This is a genomic window from Microbacterium sp. ABR10, from assembly GCF_057812175.1.
The window spans coordinates 47023-69782 of sequence record NZ_CM173821.1; the positions used below are offsets into that span (position 1 = coordinate 47023).

Here is a 22760-nt window from a genome sequence, read left to right on the forward strand (position 1 = left end):
ATGAACCGCGTATGTCGCGTGACTCCGAGGCCGGGGAGCGTGCATGCTGGCTCTCGTGACCTCCCGCCCTGCGCCCCTCGCCCGTCCCGACGGCTCGCCCATCCGTGTGCTCGTCGTGGACGACGAGGCGAACCTCAGTGATCTCCTGCGCATGGCGTTGCAGAACGAGGGGTGGGACGCGCGCACCGCGGCGAACGGGCAGGAGGCGCTCGGCGTCATCCGCGAGTTCGCGCCCGATCTGCTGGTGCTCGACATCATGATGCCGGGGCTCGATGGCATGGAGCTGCTGACCCGCGTCCGGGCGGCGGGCAACGACGCGCCCGTGCTGTTCCTGACGGCGAAGGATGCCGTGGAAGACCGCATCGCCGGGATCTCGGCCGGCGCCGACGACTACGTCACGAAGCCCTTCAATCTCGAGGAGGTCATCGTGCGCCTGCGGGGAATGGCCCGCCGTCACGTCGCGGCGGCCGTCGACGCCGACCCGCGGTTGCGCGTGGGCGATCTCTCGCTCGACGAGGAGTCGTACGAGGTCGAGCGCGGTGGCATCCCGATCAAACTCACCGCGAAGGAGTTCGAGCTGTTGCGCTACCTGATGCAGAACCCGCGCCGGGTGCTGAGCAAGGCGCAGATCCTCGATCAGGTGTGGAGCTACGACTTCGGTGGCAACGGCAGCGTCGTCGAGATCTACATCTCGTATCTGCGCAAGAAGATCGACACGCTCGGCGAGCCCCTGATCCACACCGTCCGCGGCGTCGGATACACGATCAAGGCGTCATGACCCGGGCCCGCTGGACTCTGCGGCGCACCCTCGTCGTCGGCACGAGCGTGCTGGTCGCGCTCGCGTTCGTCGTGATGAGTCTGGCCACGATCCTCGCGCTGCGCTCCTTCGCCCTCGACCGGCTCGACCAGCAGGTGCGCGAGGGGCTGTCGTTCGCGGTCGGCCGGGACGCGTTCGGGGGGCGCGGCGACGACAGTCGGCCCCCGGGGATGGATACCGGGAGCCCGGCGCCGCGCATCGGCACCCTTCAGGCGGTGATCGATGGTGACGGGACGGTGCAGCGCTCGGGCTACACGCGAGCGGACGGCACCGAGGTGGCGTTGAGCGACGAGCAGGTCGCGCTGCTGCGCTCGTCGGTGGCGACCGACGGCACGCCCACGACCGTGGACCTCGGCGCAGACTTCGGGGCGTTCCGCGTAGCGGCGGCCGTCGACGATGGCGTCACCGTCTTCGCCGGCAACTCGCAGGCCGACGTGACCGCGACCACCTCGGCCCTGACCGTCATCCTCGTCGCCGTCTCGGCGGTGACGCTGCTCGTCGCGGTGCTGGGGCTGTCGCTCTTCGTGCGACGGAGTCTGCGGCCGCTCGACCGGGTGGCGGGCGTCGCGCAACGGGTGTCGACGCTGTCGCTGAGTGCGGGGAGCGTCGACATCCCCGACCGGGTCGCCCCCTCCGACACCGACCCCACGACCGAGGTGGGCAGGGTGGGGGCGTCGCTGAACGGGCTGCTCGGGCACGTGCAGTCCTCGCTCGCCGCGCGGCAGCACAGCGAGGAGCAGCTGCGGCGCTTCATCGCGGACGCCAGCCACGAGCTCCGCACGCCCCTGGCCAGCATCCGCGGCTACGCGCAGCTCTCCCTCGGCGAAGACGCGCCGATGACGCCCACCCAGGCCCGTTCGTTCGACCGGATCGAGTCGGAGGCCCAGCGCATGGCATCCCTCGTCGACGATCTTCTGCTTCTGGCGAGACTGGATGCCGGACAGCCGCTGCGCCGCGACGAGGTCGAGCTGACGCTGCTCGCCGTCGACGCCGTGAGCGATGCCCAGGCCGCGGATGCGACGCACGAGTGGCGGCTCGACGTGACCGACGACCTCATCTCGGTGACCGGAGATGAGAACCGCCTGCGGCAGGTCGTGGCGAACCTGCTGCGAAATGCGCAGACGCACACGCCGCCGGGGACGACGGTGACGCTGTCGCTCGCCCGCGAGGCCGCGGAGGCCGTGCTGCGCGTGGCCGACACCGGGCCGGGGATCGATCAGAGCGTCGCGGAGCGCCTCTTCGACCGTTTCGCCCGGGGAGATGACTCGCGCAATCGGGATGCCGGGAGCACGGGTCTCGGGCTCTCGATCGCGCAGGCGATCACCGAGGCGCACGGCGGGAGCATCTCGGTCGAGAGCGCGCCCGGGCGGACGGTGTTCGAGGTGCGGCTGCCCGAGTGAGCGCGGGCGGCCGCGGAACGAATCGGTCGGCGCAGAGCGTCTCCCCCGGATCACCCCGTCTCGCAGGTGGTGGCGGTCTGCACGAATCCCTCTCACGAGCAACGCCCCATATCCCACTCATAGGAACGCTTAGGGTCGCGTTATGTGCTCGCTATGAGGATCTGAAGATGCCTGCGCCCCCCGACGCTGATTTCGTTGTACTCACCAGCCGTTTAGCGCCTCACCGCGACGGAGGGTACGCCGTCGCGGTCGCTACGCGCCTTCGCCTGCTCGGGTCGATCGGCGTCACGCACCCGCTGCTGCTGACCTTCGACGTCGGCGGCGCGGACGAGCACGCGAGGGACAATCGACAAGCCTTCCCCGATCCGCACCCGAACGTCGAGATCCGGAACCTCTTCGAAGAGATCCTGCACGATCCGTCCTGGCTCTGGGAGAAGGCTCGAGAGGGCCGGGCCGATCCCGACGCCTCGTACCGCGCGATCCGCGACGGGGAAGGACGAGAGGTCGTCTCCCTCCCCGTCATCGGGGATCCCGCCTGGCACCTGACCGAGACAGCGGTCGTCGTGCGCGCAGACGGCGGCTGCAGAACCATGGCCGGCTTCAAGGAGCTGTACATGGCATGGTTGACGCGCGTGGCCGCGCAGCTGCGTTCGCGCGCCGACGACGAGGATCGTTGCATCGTGGTCATCTGCGAGTCCAAGCAGCTCGGTGAGCTGATCGCGGACTGGGCCGATCCGAACGTGCGCATCGTGCACACCGTTCACAACTCGCACCTCGACGCCCCCTGCGAGCCCTCGTCGGCGCTGCGCGACGACGGGTGGCGCAGATGGTTCGCCCTTCTCGACCGCTTCGATGCCGTCATCTGGCCCACCGCCTCGCAAGAGGATGACGTGGCCGAACGCTTCGGAGCCCGTGAGGGCTCCGTCGTCATCCCCACACCCATCACCCCCGATCCCCGTCCCCGTCTTCGCCGGCGGAGGGTCCGCGAGGTGCTCATGGTGAACAGGCTCGTCGACCAGAAGCGGGTCGACACCGCGATCGCCTCCTGGCCGCGCGTGCTGCAGAGCGTTCCCGACGCGCACCTCCACATCTACGGGGACGGTCCCCTGCGGACCCTGCTGCAGAACCTCATCGAGGACCGCGGCTTGGCCCAGAGCGTGCACCTCCACGGATATTCGGATCGGGTCCGCGAGGCGATGGCCATCTCCACCGCCTTCCTCAGCACCAGTGCGTTCGAGGGACAGAACCTGGCCATCGGCGAAGCGCTCGCCAGCGGTCTGCCGGTCGTGGCGTTCGACGTGTGTTACGGGCCCCGCGACTACGTGGGCGAGGGAGGCATTCTGGTCGCCCCCGGCGACACCGAGGGTGTGGCGAGCGCTCTGTCCGCACTCCTGCTCGATGACGCCGCGCGGGCCGATATGTCGAAGCGAGCCGTCGAACAGTCGCGCCGATTGAGCCCGGAGGCGGTCGGGGAGACTTTCTCGCGTCTCCTGGAAGACGTCGTCGCCCGCCCGGCGCGACCCCGAACGTCAGGCGCCAAGCGCGCGGCGTGAAGTACCCGTCGAGCCGCTGATATGCGTCGTCCGTCGGCGCTGGGGTGGTAGCGGTCCCTTCGACAGGCTCAGGGACCTGTGGTGGGGAGGTGGCTGAGCTCGTCGAAGCCCCCGGGACCCGGCTCAGCCGATCAGGCTCGGCTGCAGGTCGCGCAGCGTGCGGTGGTGCGTCATGCGCGTCACGCCGATCGCCGCCACCAGCACGCCGCCGACCATCCACGCTCCCAGCACCAGCAGATCCGAACCGACCCGCGCGACGTCGCCGCCGTACATGACCTGGCGCATGGCATCCACGACGTATCCCATCGGCAGAACATGGTGCAGCGCCGCGAGCGGGGCGGGCAGCGTCTGCCACGGGAACGTGCCACCGGCGGTGACGAGTTGCAGCACCATCAGCACGAGTCCGAGGAACTGTCCCACCGAGCCCAGCCACACGTTCAGGGCGAGGACGATCGCGGCGTAGGTCGCCGACGCGAAGATCAGGATGCCGAGGGCGGCGGCCGGGTTGGCGAACGAGAACTGCAGGGCGATGGCGAGCACGGTGAACAGCCCCACCATCTGCAGCGCGCCGAGACCGGCCGGGGCGAGCCAGCCCGCCAGCGTCACGCGCACGGGGGAGCGCAGCGCCGTGATCGCGCGCTTCGACACCGGCTTGACGATGAGGAACAGCGCGTAGATGCCGATCCACCCGGCCAGGGCCGCGAAGAACGGCGCGAGGCCGGCTCCGTAGTTCTGCGCCGTGGTCACCGCGCTCGTGCCGACGGCGACGGGATCGGAGATGGCCTGGGCCTGCGCCTGGCGCGTCGCGTCGTCGGCGTCGGGGATCTGGGCGACCCCGGCCGCGAGACCGTCGCGCAGTTGCGTCGCACCGGTGGAGAGCTGAGCGATCCCGCCGTCGAGTTGCGACGCTCCGTCGCGCAGCTGCGCCGAGCCGTCGCGGAGCTGGGCGGCACCGGATGCCGCGGTGCCGGCGCCGTCGGCGAGGGCTGCGGCCCCGTCGGCTGCGCTCGCCGCGCCGGTGGCGAGGGAGGCGCTCCCGGCCGCGACCTGGCGGGCGCCGTCGTCGAGCCGGTCGATCTGGTTCACGGTGTCCTGCACGCGCGTGTTCGCCGCGGCGAGGCGTTCGCCGACGGGGTCGAGGCGCGAGAGGATCTCGTCGACGCGGGCAGGGTCGAGTCCTGCGTCGGTCAGGGCTCGTGCGATGTCGGCCCGGGCCTGGGGCAGCTGGGCCGCGGCATCCCCGGCCGCCGTCCCCACCCGCCGGGCGGCCTCGTCTATGCGGTCCACCCCGCCGGCGACCTGCTGCGCGCCGTCGGCGACCTGTGCCGCGCCGTCACGAACCTGGGCCGTACCGTCGCGCAATTGGTTCGCGCCGGTCGAGAGCTGCGCGGTGCCGTCGGCGAGCTGCGACGAGCCGTCGGCAAGGGTCGCAGAGCCGCTCGCGAGTTGCGACGAGCCGTCTTTCGCCGTCGACAGACCGTCGACGAGCTGCGTCGCCCCGGTGGTGGCGTCGACGAGCTGCACGCGGATCGTGTGCAGGGCGTCGAGCAGGGTGAGCCCCGCCTCGTCGGTGACCTTCTGCGCCACCGACGTGCGGATGCGGGCGACGGCCTGCGTGCCGATGGTGGAGGCGAGGTAGTTGTTCGCGTCGTTCGTGCGCAGCTCGATGCCGGCCTGGCGCGGGCTGGCGCTCGAGAGCGAGGCCACGGCATCCGTGAAATCGGCGGGCAGGGTCACGATGAAGTCGAAGTCGCCCGCCTCCAGCCCCGCGTCGGCCTGGTCGGAGGTGACCCGGTGCCACTCGAACGTGTCGCTGTCGAGCAGCTGCTCCGCCGCCTCGTCGCCGAGGTTGCGCTGCTGGCCGTTCACCTCGGCGCCGGTGTCGTCGACGACGAGCGCGACGGGGACGCTGGACAGGTTGCCGTACGGGTCCTGGTTTGCCCACAGATAGAGACCGCCGTAGAGGATGGGCACGGCGAGCAGGGCGACGAGGGCGATCACCGACATGCGCGTCGAGGTGAGGCGGCGGAGCTCCGCCGTGATCATCTGCGGGATCTTCATCGTGTGACCTCCGCGGCGTCGTCGGCCTCGCCGACCTCAGCGTCGACCTCGGCGACGATCTCAGCGCCGACCGCCGCGGCCTCGATCGCGGTGCGCGAGGCCTGACCGGCGATGACCAGCACGGCGTATCCACGCTCCGCGAACTCCTGGGCGATCCCCCACCAGGCGAGGGGTTCCCCACCGTGGCGATCGGGCGCGACCAGCACGAGCGCCTCGACGTCCTTTCTCAGCGCGGCCAGTTCGAGCAGCAGCCGGATGCGCACGGTCGGTTCGACATTGCCGATGGGAAGGCCGGTGGACGCGTCGAGGCCGATGCCCTCCAGCCACCGCGCGGCGGCGAACGGGGTGGGGGCGTGCCCGGCGAACATGAGCTCTTCGGCGGCGACGCCGATGACCGACACGTTCGGCTCGGGTTCCGACACGATCGGGGCGTCGACGAGGGCGACGCGACGGCGGAGGGTTCTGGCATCCACCCGTCCATCGACGGTGACGGAACCGGAATCGATCTTCATGCGACCGGATGCCATGAGACCCAGCACCGTGGGGCGCTGCTCGGTCTCGGCGACGACGAGACTCGCCCGGCCGGTCTCGAACGCGGTCGTGGTCGCGGGCAGGGCGCTGCGGCCCTTCGCGACGGCGTCGACGACGACCCTCACGATGTCGCCAGCTCGGGGTGCTGGGCCAGCAGGTGGCGCGCCTCGGTCCAGGAGAGCCCGGCGATGCCGAGCACGGCGTAGACGGCGATCTCGCGTGCCGTGGAGCTCTCGGCATCAACCCGGGAGACGACCGTGCGACCGGTCTCCTCCAGCAGGCGCGACAGCGTGGGGGCGGGAAGGTCGGTGCGCAGCTCTCCCGCTTCTTGGCCGCGGCGCACGATCTGGTCGATGCGGCGGCGCAGCGGTGCGAGGGCGGCGGAGGTCTCGGTCAGGTGGGCGTCGTCGAGGGCGAGGGCGGCGGCGGCCTGCACGTGGGCGGCCTCGCGCCAGAGCTCGGATGCCAGGCGGGCGAGCGCGACGCGGGAGTCGGCGTCGTCGATCCCGGCGGCGATGGCGTTGAAGCGCATTGCGCCCGCGGCGATGACCTCGCGGACGATGGCGGTGCGGTCGTCGAAGTGCCCGTAGAGGGCGCGACGCGACAGGCCGGCGCGGCGGGCGATCGTGTCGATCGATGCGCGGGGGTCGTGGCCGATGGCGGCGGTGGCCGCTCTCAGGATGCCGGCGCGGTTCTCGACGGCGTCGCGGCGGGTGGATGTGCTCACGACGAGCAAGTGTACGCCTAAAGTGCACACAGGTGTGCAAGTTATGAGAGCGTGCTCACGCCTGCTGCGGGTAGGCCCCGTCGGCACCGGCCGCGGTCCACGCCGCACCGAGGGCGAACAACGTCGGTGCGCGGTAGTACTCCATCGCGGCAGCGATGCGACGTCGACCTGTGCGCGCGTTGATCCCCAGCTGGCTCGACGCGCCCGCGAGCGTGTAGCCCTGCTGCATGAGGCGCAGGATCGACGTCCACGGTTGCGCGTCGACGCCGACGGGGGATGCGCGGCGCCACAGCTCGTCGAAGTACGCGCGCACCATGTTCGCCAGGCCCTCGTGACGTACACCGAGAACGCTGGTGGGGGTGGTCTCGCCCCACACGTAGGGCAGGGCGAGGTAGTCGCCGTCGACCCAGAACCACGCCGGGGCCTTCTCGAGGGAGCGGTACTCGAGTCCGGTGGGACCGTACAGCGCCATTCGTTCGAGGACCACCGGATCGGTGGTCACCGATGCGGGGACGATGATCCGCACGTTGTCGCGGGCGCTGAGTGCGGCGCCGAATCGCAGCGCCCGGTCGGGGGATGCCGCCATCAGTCGGTCGACGCTGGTGAAGACGGCGACCAGCGAGCTCGACGGGGTTCCGGAGAGCTCCCACATGAGGTCCTCGGCGGCGTACGGGCCATGCCGCAGCACTGTGGGGACCAGGTCGGCGGACGCCTCTCCGACCGACCAGGCACGCAGGATCGACGGGAGGTTCTCGAGGATCCGCTCGATGCCCGACATCGCGTCTTCGGCGGCCGCTCGAACCCGACGGGTGTGCACCGTCACGGCCTCGTTGGCCCAGTCGGCGGGGGGCGGGTAGGCCAAGAGGTCGTCGACACCGCCGATGAGGCCGCGCTTGCGCAACCGCTCGATGGCGGAGACGACCCGCGCGGTGTCGAGGTGGGTGGTGAGGACGGCGTCGGCGACCGTCGCCGGGCGCCCACGGAGGAGGATCTCCAGCAGGGTGTCGTCATCCATGTGCTTCTCCGAAGTGTGACCGGTCGGACTCCCCATCATGGCCGGGGCGCTTTCTCGCGATGACGGCTTGCGTTCGCCGGACAGTTGCGTTTCCGCCTCACCCTCGTCGGCCCGTTCGGGGCTCGAAAGGACGGAGCGACGGTGCGCGCGAGTCGATGTCGATTCCTCCCCGCGAGTGGGGCGTCGGCCTCGCGTCATCCCCCGACGGCAATGGTCAGGATCGCCGCCCCGGCGAGGCCGAGACCGGCCATCTGCACCCGGCCGATACGTTCACGCACGACCCCGACCGCGAACGCCACCGTCACGGCGGGGTAGAGCGAGATGACCACGCTCGCCAGCGACAGCAGCCCGGTGCGGAACGCGTAGAGCATGGCGACGTTGGCGACGGCGTCGAAGACGCCGATCATGACGGTGAGCCAGAACAGCCCGCCCCCCACGGGTTTCGCGCGGCCGAGGCGGAGCGCCGCCACGATGATGACCGCCGCGGCGACGGCGCGGGCGAAGGCCAGCGGCCAGAGGCCGCCGTCGGCGGGCATCTGACCTGTGAACACGAAGCTCAGTCCGAACAGCACGCCGGATCCCACCGTGAACCAGGCGACGCGCGGTGTGAATCGGCGTTCGTCAGTTCCGCCGGCTCCGCTGCGGCTGACCAGGGGGATGGCGATCACGGCCAAGACGATCCCCACCACTGCCAGCGTCGACGGGCGTTCGCCGAGCGCCACGCCCGCGATGACGGGAATCGCCGTGACGAGGATGGCGGCGACCGGCGACACGACGCTGATCGGACCGTCGGCGAGGGCGAGGTAGTACCACCAGATCGCCACCGCTGTCGCGACGCCCGACGCCCCGCCCCACAGCAGCGCCTCCGGGGAGAGGCGTCCGCCGACGAACGGTGCGGCCGCAGCGATGAGGAAGGTCGAGACGGGATAGGTGAGGAGGATGACGCGCAGGGCATTGATGCGTCGCGAGGCGATGGCGCCGAAGAAGTCGCTCGTGCCGTAGGCGACCGCGGAGACGAGCGCCAGGGCGATCGAGATCATCCGCGTTCGTGAACGACCGGCGGCGTCGCGGGTCGTCGCCGGGTGGCGAGGAGGCCGGCGAGACAGAGCGCCGCGATGACGACGAAGACGAGCATCGCCCCGATCATGTAGACGTCGACGTCGTGTCCCCACAGGTCGTGGCCGACCAGGATCAGGTCATCCCAGAAGGCGTACGCGAAGGCGGCGACCGCGAGCAGTTTGCCGAGGTGGTCCACCCAGGTGATCTCGTCGCGATTGTGTGCGACGGCGCGCAGCACGCACCCGAATCCGGCGATCCCCAGCACGATGACCGCGAGAATGCCGACGGTCGTGTTGCGGTCCTCGTGCGCGTTCTCGTAGATCCAGGTGACCGTGGGGATGGCGACGGCGCCGGCGACGACGACCGCCAGCACGGGAAACAGCGGATGCCCGCGGCGGAAGCGATTCGTCGCCGGTCGATCGATGGATGCCGTGCGGACGGCGGGCTCTGAACTCATGCGGGACTTTCCGGTCGGGTCGTATGAAGTGCATACCGTGAATGCCCCGCCCCACAAGAGCCGCTAGCGGTCATGGCCGGAAGAGGACATCTCGGCGTCCGCGCGCCGGTGGGGAGGGGGTCAGCCCAGCACGAAAGACAGCACCAGCGTCATCCCGAGCGCGATGACCGACGCGAGCGAGACGCCCACCGTCACCGTCTTCAATGCGCCCCGCACCGTCTGACCGAGGAACGACTGCAGCAGCCAGAACGTGTTCGACGTCACGTGCACGCAGAAGAGCGCTCCCGCACCGGCGGCCAGCGCGACCAGCAGGGGGTTGAGTCCCATGGTGGAGGCGATGGGCGCGATGATGCCGGCCGCGGTGATCGCCGACAGGGTGACCGAGCCGACCGCGACGTGCAGGACGGCGGCCATGGCCCACACGACCAGGAGCGGTGCGAAGGGGGTGGCCTGGAGGGAGCCCTGGAGTATCTCGCCGAGGTCGCCCTGCGCGATCACCGCGGCGAGCGAGCCACCGACGCCGGTGAGCACGAAGATCTGCCCGCCGTCGTGGAAACCCTTGACCACGGCCTTCTCGACGCGCTCCCGCCCGACGGCCGCACGGGCGACCGCCCCGGTCAGGATCACGGCGAGGAGCAGCGCGATGACGGGGCTGCCGAGGAACTGCAGCGGAGCGATCTCGATCTCGAGTACCGCGAGCACTGCCTGCGCGGCGATGAGTAGCAGCGCCACCAGCATCGGCGCGAACAGCAGCAGCAGGGGCCGCTCCCGGGTGGTAGAGGGGGCGAGGGCGGTGGATGCCGTCGGCGCGAGCGTGACGAGGGGCGCGGGCGCGGGGGCATCGGTGTCGCCGGGCAGACCGCCCACGCCGGTGAGGACGGCCCCGCCTTCGCGCACGTCTTCGGTGGTCGCCGTCTGTTGATCGCGCTCGGGGTTCCAGAAGCCGAGGCGGAAGAACATGCTCATCAGCAGGATCGACAGCGCTACCGTCGGCACGACGACCGAGAACCCGCCGAGTAGCATCTCGCCCAGCGGAACACCGACGACGCCCGCGAGGGCCACCGCGGCGAAGCCGGGCACCATCATCACGATCCCCACCTCGAGCGACACCGCGAAGGTCACGCCGATGATCCCCGTCCCGGCAGGTCCGAGGCGGGCGGCGATCCGTCGGGCGAGGGGAGCGGCGATCACGATCATCACGTCGACGAAGATCGTCTGCAGGTAGGTCGCCAACGACAGGCCCAGGGCGAACGGGATGCCGCGGCGACCGAACACCCGCATCAGGGCTTCCACGAGACGGGTGACGGCACCCATCTCGTTGAGCATCGCGCCGATCAGCACCCCCCACGCGATGAGGAGCCCGGCATCCATCATCACCTCGCCGAAGCCCTGTGTCATGGTCGAGACGGTGTCGAGCGGACCGAGCCCGGTGAGGATGCCGATCGCCGCCGCCCCCACGGCGAGGGCGATGACGGGGTTGATCCGCAGGCGGACGATGGCGACGACGACCGCGAGGATGACGGCGGCGACGACGGTCAGGGTGTACCACCCGGGCATGGGCTCTCCTCGACGCGTTCGGGCGGGTGCATCGATCCCTTGCGGCGGTGTCCGCATGGAACGCGGGCTCTCGCCTCGACCCGTGGATGCCGACACGTGCATCCGGCAGCTCAGGATGGCGGAACCCGACGCCACGCAGCAAGGCCCCGAAGCGGTCATGTCCGCTAGCGGACACCCCTGTCACCCGTCACGGATCCAGGATGCGGCTGTGGGCGCTGATCGCAGGGGTGCTCCGGCCGCCTCACGGCTCGCCGCACACGAACGCGCGACGCCGCCCGCACCCGGCGGACGGCGTCGCAGCGAGCGTGCTCGTGTCAGTCGGTGCCGGCGTCGAACGCGGCGCCCTCGCCCGCGGCGTCGGTGGCGTCGGCGAGGCGCTCACCGGCGGCGTCGAGGGGAGCGGCCGACTCGATGATGTCGCGCGCTCCGCCCGCGGCGACGTCGCCCACCAGCTCGCCCGTCGGGCCGCCCAGCAGACCGAGCGCGGCGTACTGCTCGAGGCGCGCGCGCGAGTCGGCGATGTCGAGGTTGCGCATGGTGAGCTGGCCGATGCGGTCGACCGGTCCGAACGCGGCGTCGCCGACGCGCTCCATCGACAGCTTCTCGGGCGAGTACGACATTCCGGATGCCACGGTGTCGAGGATCGTGTAGTCCTCGCCGCGGCGCAGGCGCACGGTGACCGAGCCGGTGATGGTCGATCCGACCCACTTCTGGATCGACTCGCGCAGCATCAGGGACTGCGGCTCGAGCCACCGGCCCTCGTACATGAGGCGACCGAGGCGGCGGCCCTGCTCGTGGTAGGTCGCGAGGGTGTCCTCGTTCAGGATGCTGTTGACCAGGCGTTCGTACGTCAGGAACAGCAACGCCATGCCCGGGGCCTCGTAGACGCCGCGCGACTTGGCCTCGATGATGCGGTTCTCGATCTGGTCGCTCATGCCGAGGCCGTGGCGACCGCCGATGGTGTTGGCCTCACGCACGAGCGCCACCGGGTCGTCGAAGCGTGTGCCGTTGATGGCGACCGGGCGGCCCGCCTCGAACTCGACGGTGACGTCTTCGGTCTCGATCTCGACCTCGGGGTCCCAGAAGCGCACGCCCATGATGGGCTCGACGATCTCGAGCGAGACGTCGAGGTGCTCGAGGGTCTTGGCCTCGTGCGTGGCGCCCCAGATGTTGGCATCCGTCGAATAGGCCTTCTCGACGCTGTCGCGGTAGGGGAAGTCGTGGGCGACGAGCCACTCGCTCATCTCTTTGCGCCCGCCGAGCTCGGTGACGAAGTCGGCGTCGAGCCACGGCTTGTAGATGCGCAGCGACGGGTTGGCGAGCAGACCGTAGCGGTAGAACCGCTCGATGTCGTTGCCCTTGTAGGTGGAGCCGTCGCCCCAGATGTCGACGCCGTCTTCTTTCATCGCGCGCACGAGCAGCGTGCCGGTGACGGCGCGGCCGAGCGGCGTGGTGTTGAAGTAGGTGCGGCCGCCGGAGCGGATGTGGAACGCGCCGCACGCGAGCGCGACGAAGCCCTCTTCGACGAGGGCCGTCTTGCAGTCGACCAGGCGCGAGACCTCGGCGCCGTACTGCGTGGCGCGGCCCGGGATCGAGGCGATGTCGTCTTCGTCGTACTGGCCGAGGTCGCCGGTGTACGTGCAGGGGATGGCGCCCTTGTCGCGCATCCACGCGACGGCCACCGAGGTGTCGAGACCACCCGAGAAGGCGATGCCGACGCGCTCGCCGACGGGAAGGGACTGAAGGACCTTGGACATGCCGACGATTCTATTGCGGCGCGATGCCGCGACCGACGCGCGGACCCCGCGCGGGCCGGTCATCCGCCGGGGGAGGAGGGGTCAGCCGACCGTCACACCGGTGATGGTCACCGGGTTCGCGGGGGCACCGTCGGGGGCGCCGCCGGCGGTACCCGCCGCAGCGATCGACTGCACAACGGCCAGCCCCTCGGGCGACATGGTGCCGAAGACCGTGTAGTTCGGCTGCAGCTCGGTGTCTTCGTAGACGAGGAAGAACTGCGAGCCGTTCGTGCCGGGGCCCGCGTTCGCCATGGCCACGGTGCCCGCGGGGTAGGTCTCGCCGCCGTCGAGCTCGTCGTCGAAGCGGTAGCCCGGGCCGCCGCGACCGGTGCCGGTGGGGTCGCCGCACTGCAGCACGAAGATGCCCGACGTGGTGAGCCGGTGGCATTCGGTGTTCGAGAAGTACTGCTGCTGCGCGAGCGAGACGAAGCTCTCGACGGTGCACGGGGTGCGCTCGCCGTCCAGGGTCAGGGGGATGTCGCCGGCCGAGGTCTGCAGGACCGCCTGCACCTCTCCGGTGGGCTGCTCGGTGCCCTCTGCCGGGGGAGTGACGTCGACGGCGGGCTGACCCGACGCGGGGTAGGAGCACTCTCCCGAGACGGCGCCTTCGCTCGGCGCGCTCGCCGCGGGGGCGGGATCGGCCGTCGTCCCTCCGGCGCAGCCGGCGAGCAGGAGCAGGGCGGAGGCGGCCAGGGCCGCGGACATCAGTCTCGTACGCACCTCCCCAGGGTAGGCCGTGCGTCCGCGATCGAGCCGTGAGTCGCGGACCGTCGGGGCCTCACGGCGTCCCGGATGCCGCGGCAACGAGCGCGCGTCACCTCTGGGCGTGAGGCGGGACGGATGCCGCGTGGGTGAGCGCGCGGTACCGCGGCGCGTGAGTCGGGACGGGTGCCGCGGGTGAGCGCGCGTCACCGCGGCGCGTGAGTCGGGACGGGTGCCGCGGGTGAGCGCGCGTCACCGCTGCGCGTCAGGCGGAACGGATGCCGCGGCGGCGACCGACGGCGACCGTTCCGAAGGCGAACCCCACGATGACCACGGCGATCGCGACGATGTAGAAGATCACGCTGCCCCACCCGGCGGCGTTCGGGTCGAGGAACGGATACGGGTACCAGTACGGCGCTCCGGTGGTGGGGTTCGTGATCTGCGGCGCGCGCAGCAGCGTGTAGATCACCCAGGCGATGGGGAAGATCGCCGCCGTCAGGGCGGCGCGCCAGGGGAGGCGCCGACGCCCGGGGCCGAGCAACAGATCGAGCAGCAGGAAGAGCGGGCCCCAGACGTGCAGGATCTCGTTCGACCAGGGCACCGTCTCGGGCTGCAGGGGCAGGCCGCGCAGCAGCAGGTTGTACACGACGCCGGTGACGAGCATGTAGGTGGTTACCCAGGCCAGGACGGTCGCCAGGGCGAGCGGTTCGGGGCCGGTGCGGCGGCCGCGCACGAAGAACCGCACGCCCACGATCAGCAGCACGATCGCCGCCGAGACGTTGGAGAGGATCGTGAAGAAGCTGAAGAAGTTCGCCACGATGGTGACCACGTGCCGCCCGGCTTCGACCGCCCCTGTCACCGACGAGACGAACTGCGCGATCACCGCGACCGCGATCATCGCCGCCGCCGCGATGCGCGCGGCGTTCCATCCGACGGCCCACTCGCGCGTTCGCAGCATCGACCCAGGGTAGCGCCGGCGCGTCCCGGCGTCTCGGGTTCGCATCGTTCGCGGCGAGGCTGTGGGGGCGCTTTCGCGTGGGGCCGGGCGGGGGCGAGGGGAGGAGATCCGGCGAGGGGAGGCGATGGGGCGGGGGGAGGAGATTCCGTGAGGGGAGGACGCGGGAGCGTCCATTGCTCCTCCGCTCGCGGTATCCCCTCCCCTCGCCACCCGCCCCTGCCGTCTCGCCGCCCGCACCGCTCGCCGGTTCCCCGGCTGGTCGCCTCGCCCTATCGGGGGGCTGTGTCGGACCCGCTCGATAGGATGGGGTGTACCGCCGGACAACATGCGAGGAGCACTCATGCCCGGAATCGTGATCGTCGGCGTCCAGTGGGGCGACGAGGGCAAGGGCAAGGCCACCGATCTGCTCGGTGAGCGCACCGACTGGGTGGTGAAGTTCAACGGCGGCAACAACGCCGGGCACACCGTCGTCATCGGCGACGAGAAGTACGCGCTGCACCTGCTGCCCAGCGGCATCCTGTCTCCGGGGGTGACCCCCGTGATCGGCAACGGCGTCGTGGTCGACCTCGAGGTGCTCTTCAACGAGCTCGAGGCGCTCAACGCCCGTGGCCTCGACACCAGTCGGCTGAAGATCAGCGCCAACGCGCACATCATCACGCAGTACCACCGCACGCTCGACAAGGTCACCGAGCGCTTCCTCGGCAAGCGCATGATCGGCACCACCGGTCGCGGTATCGGCCCGGCCTACGCCGACAAGATCAACCGCGTCGGTATCCGCGTGCAAGACCTCTTCGACGAGAACATCCTGCGGCAGAAGGTCGAGGGCGCGCTCGATCAGAAGAACCACCTCTTGGTGAAGATCTTCAATCGCCGGTCGATCACCGCCGACGAGATCGTCGACGACCTGCTCTCGTTCGCCGAGCGTGTGCGTCCGATGGTGGCCGACACGTCGCTGCTGCTGAACGACGCCCTCGAGGCCGGCGACGTCGTCGTCTTCGAGGGCGGCCAGGCCACCATGCTCGACGTCGACCACGGCACCTACCCGTTCGTCACGTCGTCGTCGGCCACGGCCGGCGGGGCGTCGACGGGTTCCGGCGTCGGCCCGAACCGCCTCGACCGCATCGTGGGCATCGTCAAGGCCTACACGACGCGCGTGGGCTCGGGTCCGTTCCCAACCGAACTCTTCGACGAGAGCGGCGACTGGCTGCGTTCGCGGGGCTTCGAATTCGGCACCACCACGGGTCGTCCGCGCCGCGTCGGCTGGTACGACGCGCCCATCACGCGCTACGCCACGCGCATCAACGGCATCACCGACCTGGTGCTGACGAAGCTCGACATCCTCGGCGGACTCGAGCAGATCCCCGTGTGCGTCGCGTACGACGTCGACGGCGTGCGGTACGACGACCTGCCGGTGAATCAGACCGACTTCCACCACGCGAAGCCGATCTACGAGAACTACCCGGGCTGGAGCGAAGACATCTCGTCGGCGCGTACCTTCGACGACCTTCCCCAGACGGCACAGGAGTACGTCCTCGCGCTCGAGAAGATGAGCGGCACGCGCATCTCGGTGATCGGCGTCGGCCCCGCGCGCGACCAGGTCATCGTGCGCCACGACCTCATCGACTGATGCGGTTCTGGGTCGGCGCGTACACCCCCGATGCAGGTTCGGCGGAGGGTGTCGGCATCCTCCAGGCGGGGGCGGTCGACGCGCCCGACGCCGGCGGCCCGCTCGGCATGGTGGGCACGGCCGTCGCCGCGCCCGGCTCGCCGTCGTGGATCGCCGCCCACCCGACGGCGCCCGACATCGTGTACGCCGCCGTCGAGTTCGACGGCACGGTGCAGGCCTACCGCCGCATCGGCGAGACGCGCTTGACCCCTCTCGGCCGACCGGTCGATGCGGGCGCGGCCGTCTGCCATGTCGCCGTCGCACCCGACGCGTCGTTCCTCGTCGCGAGCTGCTGGGGTGACGGACGGGTGGTGCGCATCGACCTGGATGCCGAGGGCCGCCCGTCCCGCCCGGTCATCGCCGACGAGGCCGCCGACCCGTACGGGGCGGGCGAGTCGCCGGAGGGCACCGTCTCGACCGGCGCGCGCGTGTCGGGGGCGGTGGTACCCGACCTCGCGGCCGCGGCGCGCGCCCTGCGCGCGGCGGCGGGCGAGGAGTTCTCCCACCTGATCCCCGCCTACGACGACATCCCCGAGACCGACGCCGAATCGGAGGAGGCTGTCGCCGGTGACCGCGTCTCGCGGGCGCACCAGGCGATCTTCCTGCCGGGCGGTCTCGTGGCGACCACCGACATGGGCTACGACCTCGTGCGGTTCTGGCGATCGACCGCGGCCGGCCTGCGGCTGGTGCAAGAGGTCGTGCTGCCGCAGGGGAGCGGTCCGCGTCACGGGATGTGGCATCCCTCCGGGCACCTCTACGTCGTGACCGAGCTCAGCTGCGAGGTCTTCGTGCTGGCCGCCGACCGCGCCGGTCGGTGGCAGGTGCGCTCCGGGGAGCCGCTCCTCGGCACGCTCGACACCGACACCGCCGCAGAACTGTGCGCGAGCCGCGACGGTTCGACGCTGTACGCCGGTGTGCGGGGCAGCGACACCGTCGGCGTGCTGTCGGTGCGCGGCGCCGGCGAGGCGCTGCAGCTCACCGCGCTGGCCGAGACCGGCACCCACTGGCCGCGCCACCACGTCGTCGTCGCCGACACCCTGCTCGTCGCCGGCCAGCTGGCGCACGAGATCGTTTCGCTGCCGTTGGATACCCGCACCGGCGTTCCGGGGCGCGTGCGTCACCGCACGCCGTCGGCGTCGCCGACGCGGCTGCTACCGATGCGCTGAGCCGGCGCCCGCGTACGCGCGACGCCGGCTCAGGACCCGATCCGCGGGGTCGTTCAGGCGGTCGGCATCCAGACCCTCATCGTGGACGGACCGCGGTTGCCCCAGTCGTGATACGGGACGAGCGCGACCCGGCTCGGTTCAGCATCCGGCGCAGCGGGACCGTCGCCGAACGGCCACCCGCCGGCGGTGGGGGTGCGGTCGGCGATCTGCACCCAGACGCGACCGTCGCCCTCGACGGGGAGCGCGGCTGCGTCGAGGACGACCTCTCCGACGTCGTCTCCCGAGTTCAGATCCACCGACTCGAGAGCGAGGACCTCCGGACCCCGCTCGATCGCGACGCACCCGCGGATGGCGTCGATACGCGGATCGGGGACCACGACGCGCGGCGCCATCGGCAGGTCCAACTCGACGACGTCACCGGCACGGAACGCGCGCGTCACGTGGGCCCACCCCGCGTCGACGGCCGTGTCCTCCGTGACGGAGCCGTCGCTCCACACGCGCACTCCCGCACCCCGGACCCACTCCGGGACGCGCAGTGACAGGGTCCACGCCTCATCCGAAGCGTGGTCGACGGTGATGCGGACGGTGCCGTCGCTCGGATAGGCGGTGTCGACGTGCAGTGACACGTCACGACCGTCGTCGAGGGTCGTGCGGATCTCAGCCGGTGCGTACTGGTGGATCTGGATGCCGCGATCGTCGGCCGTGGCGACGTAGGCGTCGAGACTGGCGAGGGTCCGGGCCACGTTCGGCGGACAGCACGACACCTCGAACCACGGTGCGCGCAGCGACGAGGAGGCGCGCGGGGAGGTCGCATTCGGGTCGGGCACCACACCGGGTACGCGCTGATGCAGTGTGTTGGCGTAGAAGAAGCTGCGGCCGTCGGCGGAGGGCGAGGTGGCGACCACGTTGAAGAGCGTGCGTTCGATGAGGTCGGCGTAGGCGGCATCGCCCTCGGACAGGAGGAGACGCCACGCGAACATCACCGACGCGATGCCGGCGCACGTCTCGGAGTACGCCCGGTCCGACGGCAGTTCCCAGTCGTCGCCGAAGGCTTCGTCCTGGTGGTGCGAGCCCTGGCCCCCCGTGATGTAGGTGCGGCGTCCACGCGTACGGGTCCATTGTGCGCGCAGCGAGGCCAGGAGGTCGTCGTCACCGCTCTCGACGGCGACGTCGACGGCGCCGGCAGCGAGGTAGTTCGCCCGCACCGCGTGGCCGCTCAGAGCGGTGGCGTCGCGGACGGGGACGTCGTCTTGGAAATAGCGACGGCCCCACTCGATGTCGGCGAGCGTCGCGTGTCCGCGGCGCGCGACGAACAGCGCTGCCTGCGCGGCGTACCGCTCGTCGCCGGTGACGCGCGCCAGTTCGGCGAGGGCGGCTTCGATCTCGGGGTGACCGCAGAAGGAGGGGATCCCCGCTGCGCCGAAGACATCGCAGACGAGGTCGGCGGCGCGCCGGGCGATGACGAGGAGCCCATCGTCGGCTCCGGGACGCGTGCGCTCGCGTGCCACGGCCGCCTGGAAGAGGTGGCCGAGGCAGTACAGCTCGTGGCCCCACTCCAGGTCGGACCACCGCGGCTGCTGGCCGACCCGGCCGAACTGGGTGTTCAGGTAACCGTCGGCCTCCTGCGCGGCGCCGACCCGGTCGACGACGGCGCGGAAGGTGCACTCGAGATCGGCGTCGGCGTGACGGCCGATCTCCCACGCCGCGGCTTCGAGATACTTGTACACCTCCGAGTCGCTGAACTCCCGCCCGCGGCGTCCGGCGGGCAGGGTGCCGGCCGCGGCGAGATCGAAGTTGGGCAGCCAACCCTCGGACTCGAGACGGCCCAGGATGTGGGACAACGTGTGCGCGGCGTTGACGGCTTGGCGCTCACCCCAGAACCCGCCGGTGATGCGGACCTCGTCGAGGCCCAGCGGCCGCAGCCGCGAACGGGAGGGGACGACGGGGGCGACGACGGTGCGGGCCGTGGCGGAGTCGAGCGGACGGGAGGGAAGTGTGGTCGACATGGTCATCCCTTGAAGGCGCCGGACATGAAGCCGCGCACGTAGTGACGTTGGAGGATCAGGAACAGGACGATGCACGGCAGAGCGAGGACGACGACACCGGCTTCGGTCACGCCGTAGTCGATGACGCCCATGGTCTGGCCGCGGAGGTTCGCCACGGCCAGCGGCAGAGTGATGCGCGACTGGTCGTTGATGAGGATGAGCGGGGCGATGAAGTCGTTCCACGCGGTGAGGAAGGCGAAGAGGCCCACCGTGATGAGTCCGGGTTTGACAGCCGGCAGGAGCACGCGCCAGAGCGCACTGAAGCTCGTGCAGCCGTCGACGAGCGCGGCCTCGTCGAGTTCGCGCGGGACCGACTCGAACGAGATGCGCATCATGAACATCGAGAAGGGCAGCTGGAACATCGTCAGAACCAGGGCGACGCCCACGAGCGAGTTCTGCAGACCCACGGCGTTGAGGATGACGTACAGCGGGATCAGCAGGGTGGCGTACGGCACCATCAGGATCGCCAGGACCGACAGGAACAGCAGGTTCTTGCCCGGGAACGAGAAGCGGGCGAAGGCGTAGCCGCCGAGGAACGAGATCAACAGGGTCAGCACGACGGTGAGGACTGAGACGAACAACGAGTTGCCGAGATAGACCCAGATGCCGGATTGGAAGTTGGCGAGCTTCTCGTAGTTTCCGAAGCCCCACCCCTCGGCCTGGTTCGTGCCGGCCTGCGGGCTCACCGAGGCGACACCGGTCCACACCAGCGGGTAGAGGAAGATGATCGCGAGGGCGCCCGTGAAGACCTTGCCGGGCAGGCCCCACAGCATCGGTCCGCTCGGCCGTGATCGACCGCGGTAGCCGGGGGCGACGATCGCGCGGGTGGTGCCGGTGACGGCTGCGGGCGGGCGGATGTCGGTCGTGGCCATGTCAGGCCTCCTCGGGACGACGGAACGCGCGCAGCTGCACGGCGTTGATGATGACGAGGGCGAGCAGGATGATGACCGACAGCGCGGCGGCGATGCCGAGGCTGTTCTGCCCCTGGAAGGCGATGTTGTAGATGAGCTGCACCACGGTCATGGTGCTGTTGTCGGGACCGCCCTTGGTCAGGATGTAGAACTGGTCGAACGCCAACAGCGACCCGGTCACGCACATCACCGTGGTGAGCGCGAAGGTGGGGCGGAGCAGCGGCACCGTGATGTCGCGGAAGATCTGCCACCGCGACCCGCCGTCGATGCGCGCCGCCTCGTAGATCTCTTCTGGGATGCCCTGCAGGCCGACGAGCAGCAGCAGCATGTAGAACCCGGCGAATCGCCAGACGATGAGGAACACCGTCGACCACAGGGCGCCCTCGGGAGAGCCGAGGAAAGTAATGCCCCACGACTCCATGAGTCCGGCGAAGGGGCCGGCGATGGGGGAGTAGAGCACGTAGAAGAGCAGGGATGCGGATGCCAGGCCCAGCGCGCTCGGCAGCAGGAAAGCCGTCCGCAGGAACCCCTTCCAGGCCGTGGACTCCTGGACCAGGAGCGCGAGACCGAGACCCAGGCCGATGAGCAGGACGGTCGTGATGGCGGTGTAGAGCAGCGTGAACCGCACCGAGTCCCAGAAGAGACGGTGGTTCAGGGCGTCCACGAAGTTCTCGGGGAAGTTCGGACCGCTGTTGCCGCGCAGCAGAGGCCAGTCGGAGCCCGACATCTGCAGCACGAGCAGGAGGGGGATGACGAAGAGTGCGACGACGAACAGGGCTGTGGGGGCGGCGTACAGCCAGCCCTGGACGGGACCGCCCAGCGCCGTGCGACTGTACCGTGAACGGCGGGGCGAAGTGGTGAGAGCCACGGTGTTCCTTCCGGGGGTGTGGGGGTGCCGCCGGAGCGGCACCCCCACAGGGATTACTGGGACAGGACGGCGGTGATCTCGTCGTTGTCGGCGTCGACGGTGTCGGTGCCGTTCAGGACGGCGTTGCGCACGAGCGTCAGCCAGGGGCTGCCGGGAGCGTTGAACGCCTGCTGGAAGTTCAGCGCGACCGGGGTCCTGCCCTTGCCGGCTACCTCGTTGACGGCCACCTGACGGGGGTCCTTCGACGAGTACTCGTTCTCGGCGAGGTCGGAGCGGGCGACCGTGCTGCCGTCCTTGGCGAGGACACCCACCTGCGCGTCTTCGGACGTGAGCCAGGACAGGAAGTTCCACGCCTGGGCGGACTGCTTCGAGTCCTTCGAGATGCCGACGCCGTCACCGCCGACGAAGGTCGACTCGCCGCCGTCGACGCCCGGGATACCGGAGACACCAGCGTCGAACGACAGGCCCGAAAGGAGTGTGGCGGGGAAGGGCATGATGCCGACGTTGCCCTCCTGGAAGCCGGCCACCCACGTGGCGCCGGTCTCATCGGCGGAGCCGGGAGCGACGGCGCCCGCGGCGTCGAGGTCCTTCCAGGTCGAGTAGACCTCCTGGGCTGCGTCGTTGTTCAGCAGCGACTCGGTGCCGTCGGCACCCAGGGCGTCTTCACCCGAGGCCCAGATGGAGGGGAACCAGGTGAAGAGCAGGCATCCGCCGCAGTTCAGTCCCGTCGAGGTGCCCGAGACGCCAGGCTTGTTCAGCGCCTGCACGGCCTTGGCGGTCTCGGCGAAGTCGGCGAGGGTCGCGGGAGCCTTCTCGGGATCCAGGCCCGCCTCGGCCACGAGCTCCTTGTTCCACATCATCACCGACAGGTCGAGGACGAAGGGCAGCACGTGCTCGGCTCCATCGAGGGTGCCCGCGTCGAGGTGACCCTGGTTGATGGTGTCTTTGTACGACAACCCGTCGATCTGCGCCGTGATGTCTTGGAACAGCCCCTGCTCGACCCAGTTCGGCACGTAGACGATGTCGGCCGCGAACAGGTCGGGGAGTCCACCCGAACCCGCTGCGGCGCCCACCTTGGCGACGTAGTCGTCGTTGGGGACCACGGTCAGCTCGACCTGGTTCTGGTGGCTGGCGTTGTAGGCCTCGACGAGGAGCTTCGCCTGCTTCTCGAGGGGTGCGCGCGTCCACAGGGTGAGGGTCGAACCGTCGTCGGTGCCCTCGGCGGGGATGTCGGCCGGTGCGGTGGCGGTCGAGCCGCCCGAGCACGCGGCAAGTCCGCCGACGAGAGCGCTCGCGGCCAGGATGGCCGTCGCGGCCCGAAGGGCGAAGCGGCGCCGGGATGGGGTCATTGCAGTCTCCTCTAGCTCTTCATTGAGCGGATGCGACATTCGGGGTCGACACCGCTGGCGGGGTGGTCATCGAAATAACCGAAATCCCTTTCGGGACGGTAACGTGTGTGTTGCCGATCCGT

The 22760-nt window shown here is 70.4% G+C and carries 19 protein-coding genes; 5 read left to right on the top strand and 14 right to left on the bottom strand.

Annotation, left to right across the window (positions count from 1 at the left end; all coding sequences use genetic code 11):
- The first annotated feature begins 43 nt into the window (after positions 1 to 43).
- From ACXKZF_RS00250 to ACXKZF_RS00260, 3 genes are all read left to right on the top strand, one after another.
- Positions 44 to 778 (top strand): response regulator transcription factor, encoded by a 735-nt coding sequence (locus ACXKZF_RS00250; protein WP_488984996.1) that lies wholly within the window; start codon positions 44 to 46, stop codon positions 776 to 778.
- On the top strand, positions 775 to 2217 hold the full coding sequence (locus ACXKZF_RS00255) for a sensor histidine kinase (RefSeq protein WP_488984997.1): 1443 nt from the start codon (positions 775 to 777) through the stop codon (positions 2215 to 2217). Before ACXKZF_RS00250 ends, ACXKZF_RS00255 begins: the two co-directional genes overlap by 4 nt.
- Before the next feature lie 167 nt (positions 2218 to 2384).
- On the top strand, positions 2385 to 3770 hold the full coding sequence (locus tag ACXKZF_RS00260) for a glycosyltransferase (protein ID WP_488984998.1): 1386 nt from the start codon (positions 2385 to 2387) through the stop codon (positions 3768 to 3770).
- A gap of 123 nt (positions 3771 to 3893) precedes the next feature.
- Here ACXKZF_RS00260 and ACXKZF_RS00265 read toward each other — a convergent pair whose 3' ends face one another.
- From ACXKZF_RS00265 to ACXKZF_RS00310, 10 genes are all read right to left on the bottom strand, one after another.
- Entirely contained in the window at positions 3894 to 5831 is a 1938-nt protein-coding gene (locus tag ACXKZF_RS00265; RefSeq protein WP_488984999.1) for a YhgE/Pip family protein, read from the bottom strand.
- On the bottom strand, positions 5828 to 6487 hold the full coding sequence (locus tag ACXKZF_RS00270; RefSeq protein WP_488985000.1) for a hypothetical protein: 660 nt from the start codon (positions 6485 to 6487) through the stop codon (positions 5828 to 5830). The genes ACXKZF_RS00265 and ACXKZF_RS00270 overlap by 4 nt, the downstream gene beginning before the upstream one ends.
- Positions 6484 to 7089, bottom strand: a complete 606-nt coding sequence (locus tag ACXKZF_RS00275; protein WP_488985001.1) for a TetR/AcrR family transcriptional regulator — start codon at positions 7087 to 7089, stop codon at positions 6484 to 6486. Before ACXKZF_RS00275 ends, ACXKZF_RS00270 begins: the two co-directional genes overlap by 4 nt.
- A gap of 55 nt (positions 7090 to 7144) precedes the next feature.
- Positions 7145 to 8104, bottom strand: a complete 960-nt coding sequence (locus ACXKZF_RS00280; protein WP_488985002.1) for a hypothetical protein — start codon at positions 8102 to 8104, stop codon at positions 7145 to 7147.
- A 194-nt stretch (positions 8105 to 8298) separates the two neighbouring features.
- Positions 8299 to 9144, bottom strand: coding sequence for a DMT family transporter (locus ACXKZF_RS00285; RefSeq protein WP_055952903.1), 846 nt, complete (start codon positions 9142 to 9144; stop codon positions 8299 to 8301).
- Entirely contained in the window at positions 9141 to 9620 is a 480-nt protein-coding gene (locus ACXKZF_RS00290; protein WP_488985003.1) for a hypothetical protein, read from the bottom strand. Before ACXKZF_RS00290 ends, ACXKZF_RS00285 begins: the two co-directional genes overlap by 4 nt.
- 120 nt (positions 9621 to 9740) lie before the next feature.
- Positions 9741 to 11177, bottom strand: coding sequence for a GntP family permease (locus ACXKZF_RS00295; RefSeq protein WP_488985004.1), 1437 nt, complete (start codon positions 11175 to 11177; stop codon positions 9741 to 9743).
- Between the two features lie 314 nt (positions 11178 to 11491).
- Positions 11492 to 12934, bottom strand: coding sequence for an argininosuccinate synthase (argG, locus tag ACXKZF_RS00300; RefSeq protein ID WP_488985005.1), 1443 nt, complete (start codon positions 12932 to 12934; stop codon positions 11492 to 11494).
- An 81-nt stretch (positions 12935 to 13015) separates the two neighbouring features.
- Positions 13016 to 13693, bottom strand: a complete 678-nt coding sequence (locus ACXKZF_RS00305) for a peptidylprolyl isomerase (protein WP_488985006.1) — start codon at positions 13691 to 13693, stop codon at positions 13016 to 13018.
- 247 nt (positions 13694 to 13940) lie between these two features.
- Positions 13941 to 14633, bottom strand: coding sequence for a Pr6Pr family membrane protein (locus ACXKZF_RS00310; RefSeq protein ID WP_488985007.1), 693 nt, complete (start codon positions 14631 to 14633; stop codon positions 13941 to 13943).
- A 340-nt stretch (positions 14634 to 14973) separates the two neighbouring features.
- Between ACXKZF_RS00310 and ACXKZF_RS00315 the strand changes: the two genes are divergently transcribed.
- Together ACXKZF_RS00315 and ACXKZF_RS00320 are read left to right on the top strand one after the other, a co-directional pair.
- Positions 14974 to 16260 carry an adenylosuccinate synthase gene (locus ACXKZF_RS00315; RefSeq protein ID WP_488985008.1) on the top strand — a complete coding sequence of 429 codons (1287 nt, stop codon included), beginning with the start codon at positions 14974 to 14976 and terminating at the stop codon, positions 16258 to 16260.
- Positions 16260 to 17465, top strand: coding sequence for a lactonase family protein (locus ACXKZF_RS00320; RefSeq protein WP_488985009.1), 1206 nt, complete (start codon positions 16260 to 16262; stop codon positions 17463 to 17465). The genes ACXKZF_RS00315 and ACXKZF_RS00320 overlap by 1 nt, the downstream gene beginning before the upstream one ends.
- Positions 17466 to 17518: 53 nt before the next feature.
- Here ACXKZF_RS00320 and ACXKZF_RS00325 read toward each other — a convergent pair whose 3' ends face one another.
- Genes ACXKZF_RS00325 through ACXKZF_RS00340 form a run of 4 tightly spaced genes read right to left on the bottom strand, consistent with a single transcriptional unit; the run spans position 17519 to position 22638 of the window.
- Positions 17519 to 19471 carry a glycoside hydrolase family 127 protein gene (locus tag ACXKZF_RS00325; protein ID WP_488985010.1) on the bottom strand — a complete coding sequence of 651 codons (1953 nt, stop codon included), beginning with the start codon at positions 19469 to 19471 and terminating at the stop codon, positions 17519 to 17521.
- A gap of 2 nt (positions 19472 to 19473) precedes the next feature.
- Positions 19474 to 20382 carry a carbohydrate ABC transporter permease gene (locus ACXKZF_RS00330; RefSeq protein WP_488985011.1) on the bottom strand — a complete coding sequence of 303 codons (909 nt, stop codon included), beginning with the start codon at positions 20380 to 20382 and terminating at the stop codon, positions 19474 to 19476.
- A gap of 1 nt (position 20383) precedes the next feature.
- Positions 20384 to 21289, bottom strand: a complete 906-nt coding sequence (locus tag ACXKZF_RS00335) for a carbohydrate ABC transporter permease (RefSeq protein WP_488985012.1) — start codon at positions 21287 to 21289, stop codon at positions 20384 to 20386.
- A 53-nt stretch (positions 21290 to 21342) separates the two neighbouring features.
- A complete protein-coding gene (locus ACXKZF_RS00340) occupies positions 21343 to 22638 on the bottom strand; it encodes an ABC transporter substrate-binding protein (RefSeq protein ID WP_243222980.1) in 1296 nt (431 codons plus the stop codon).
- Positions 22639 to 22760: the final 122 nt, after the last annotated feature.

What these genes read in the sequence shown, in the direction of transcription:
- ACXKZF_RS00250 (WP_488984996.1), top strand. Translation starts at nt 44, where the DNA reads ATGCTGGCTCTCGTGACCTCCCGCCCTGCGCCCCTCGCCCGTCCCGAC.
- ACXKZF_RS00255 (WP_488984997.1), top strand. Translation starts at nt 775, where the DNA reads ATGACCCGGGCCCGCTGGACTCTGCGGCGCACCCTCGTCGTCGGCACG.
- ACXKZF_RS00260 (WP_488984998.1), top strand. Translation starts at nt 2,385, where the DNA reads ATGCCTGCGCCCCCCGACGCTGATTTCGTTGTACTCACCAGCCGTTTA.
- ACXKZF_RS00265 (WP_488984999.1), bottom strand. Translation starts at nt 5,831, where the DNA reads ATGAAGATCCCGCAGATGATCACGGCGGAGCTCCGCCGCCTCACCTCG.
- ACXKZF_RS00280 (WP_488985002.1), bottom strand. Translation starts at nt 8,104, where the DNA reads ATGGATGACGACACCCTGCTGGAGATCCTCCTCCGTGGGCGCCCGGCG.
- ACXKZF_RS00285 (WP_055952903.1), bottom strand. Translation starts at nt 9,144, where the DNA reads ATGATCTCGATCGCCCTGGCGCTCGTCTCCGCGGTCGCCTACGGCACG.
- ACXKZF_RS00290 (WP_488985003.1), bottom strand. Translation starts at nt 9,620, where the DNA reads ATGAGTTCAGAGCCCGCCGTCCGCACGGCATCCATCGATCGACCGGCG.
- ACXKZF_RS00295 (WP_488985004.1), bottom strand. Translation starts at nt 11,177, where the DNA reads ATGCCCGGGTGGTACACCCTGACCGTCGTCGCCGCCGTCATCCTCGCG.
- argG (WP_488985005.1), bottom strand. Translation starts at nt 12,934, where the DNA reads ATGTCCAAGGTCCTTCAGTCCCTTCCCGTCGGCGAGCGCGTCGGCATC.
- ACXKZF_RS00310 (WP_488985007.1), bottom strand. Translation starts at nt 14,633, where the DNA reads ATGCTGCGAACGCGCGAGTGGGCCGTCGGATGGAACGCCGCGCGCATC.
- ACXKZF_RS00315 (WP_488985008.1), top strand. Translation starts at nt 14,974, where the DNA reads ATGCCCGGAATCGTGATCGTCGGCGTCCAGTGGGGCGACGAGGGCAAG.
- ACXKZF_RS00320 (WP_488985009.1), top strand. Translation starts at nt 16,260, where the DNA reads ATGCGGTTCTGGGTCGGCGCGTACACCCCCGATGCAGGTTCGGCGGAG.
- ACXKZF_RS00325 (WP_488985010.1), bottom strand. Translation starts at nt 19,471, where the DNA reads ATGTCGACCACACTTCCCTCCCGTCCGCTCGACTCCGCCACGGCCCGC.
- ACXKZF_RS00330 (WP_488985011.1), bottom strand. Translation starts at nt 20,382, where the DNA reads ATGGCCACGACCGACATCCGCCCGCCCGCAGCCGTCACCGGCACCACC.
- ACXKZF_RS00340 (WP_243222980.1), bottom strand. Translation starts at nt 22,638, where the DNA reads ATGACCCCATCCCGGCGCCGCTTCGCCCTTCGGGCCGCGACGGCCATC.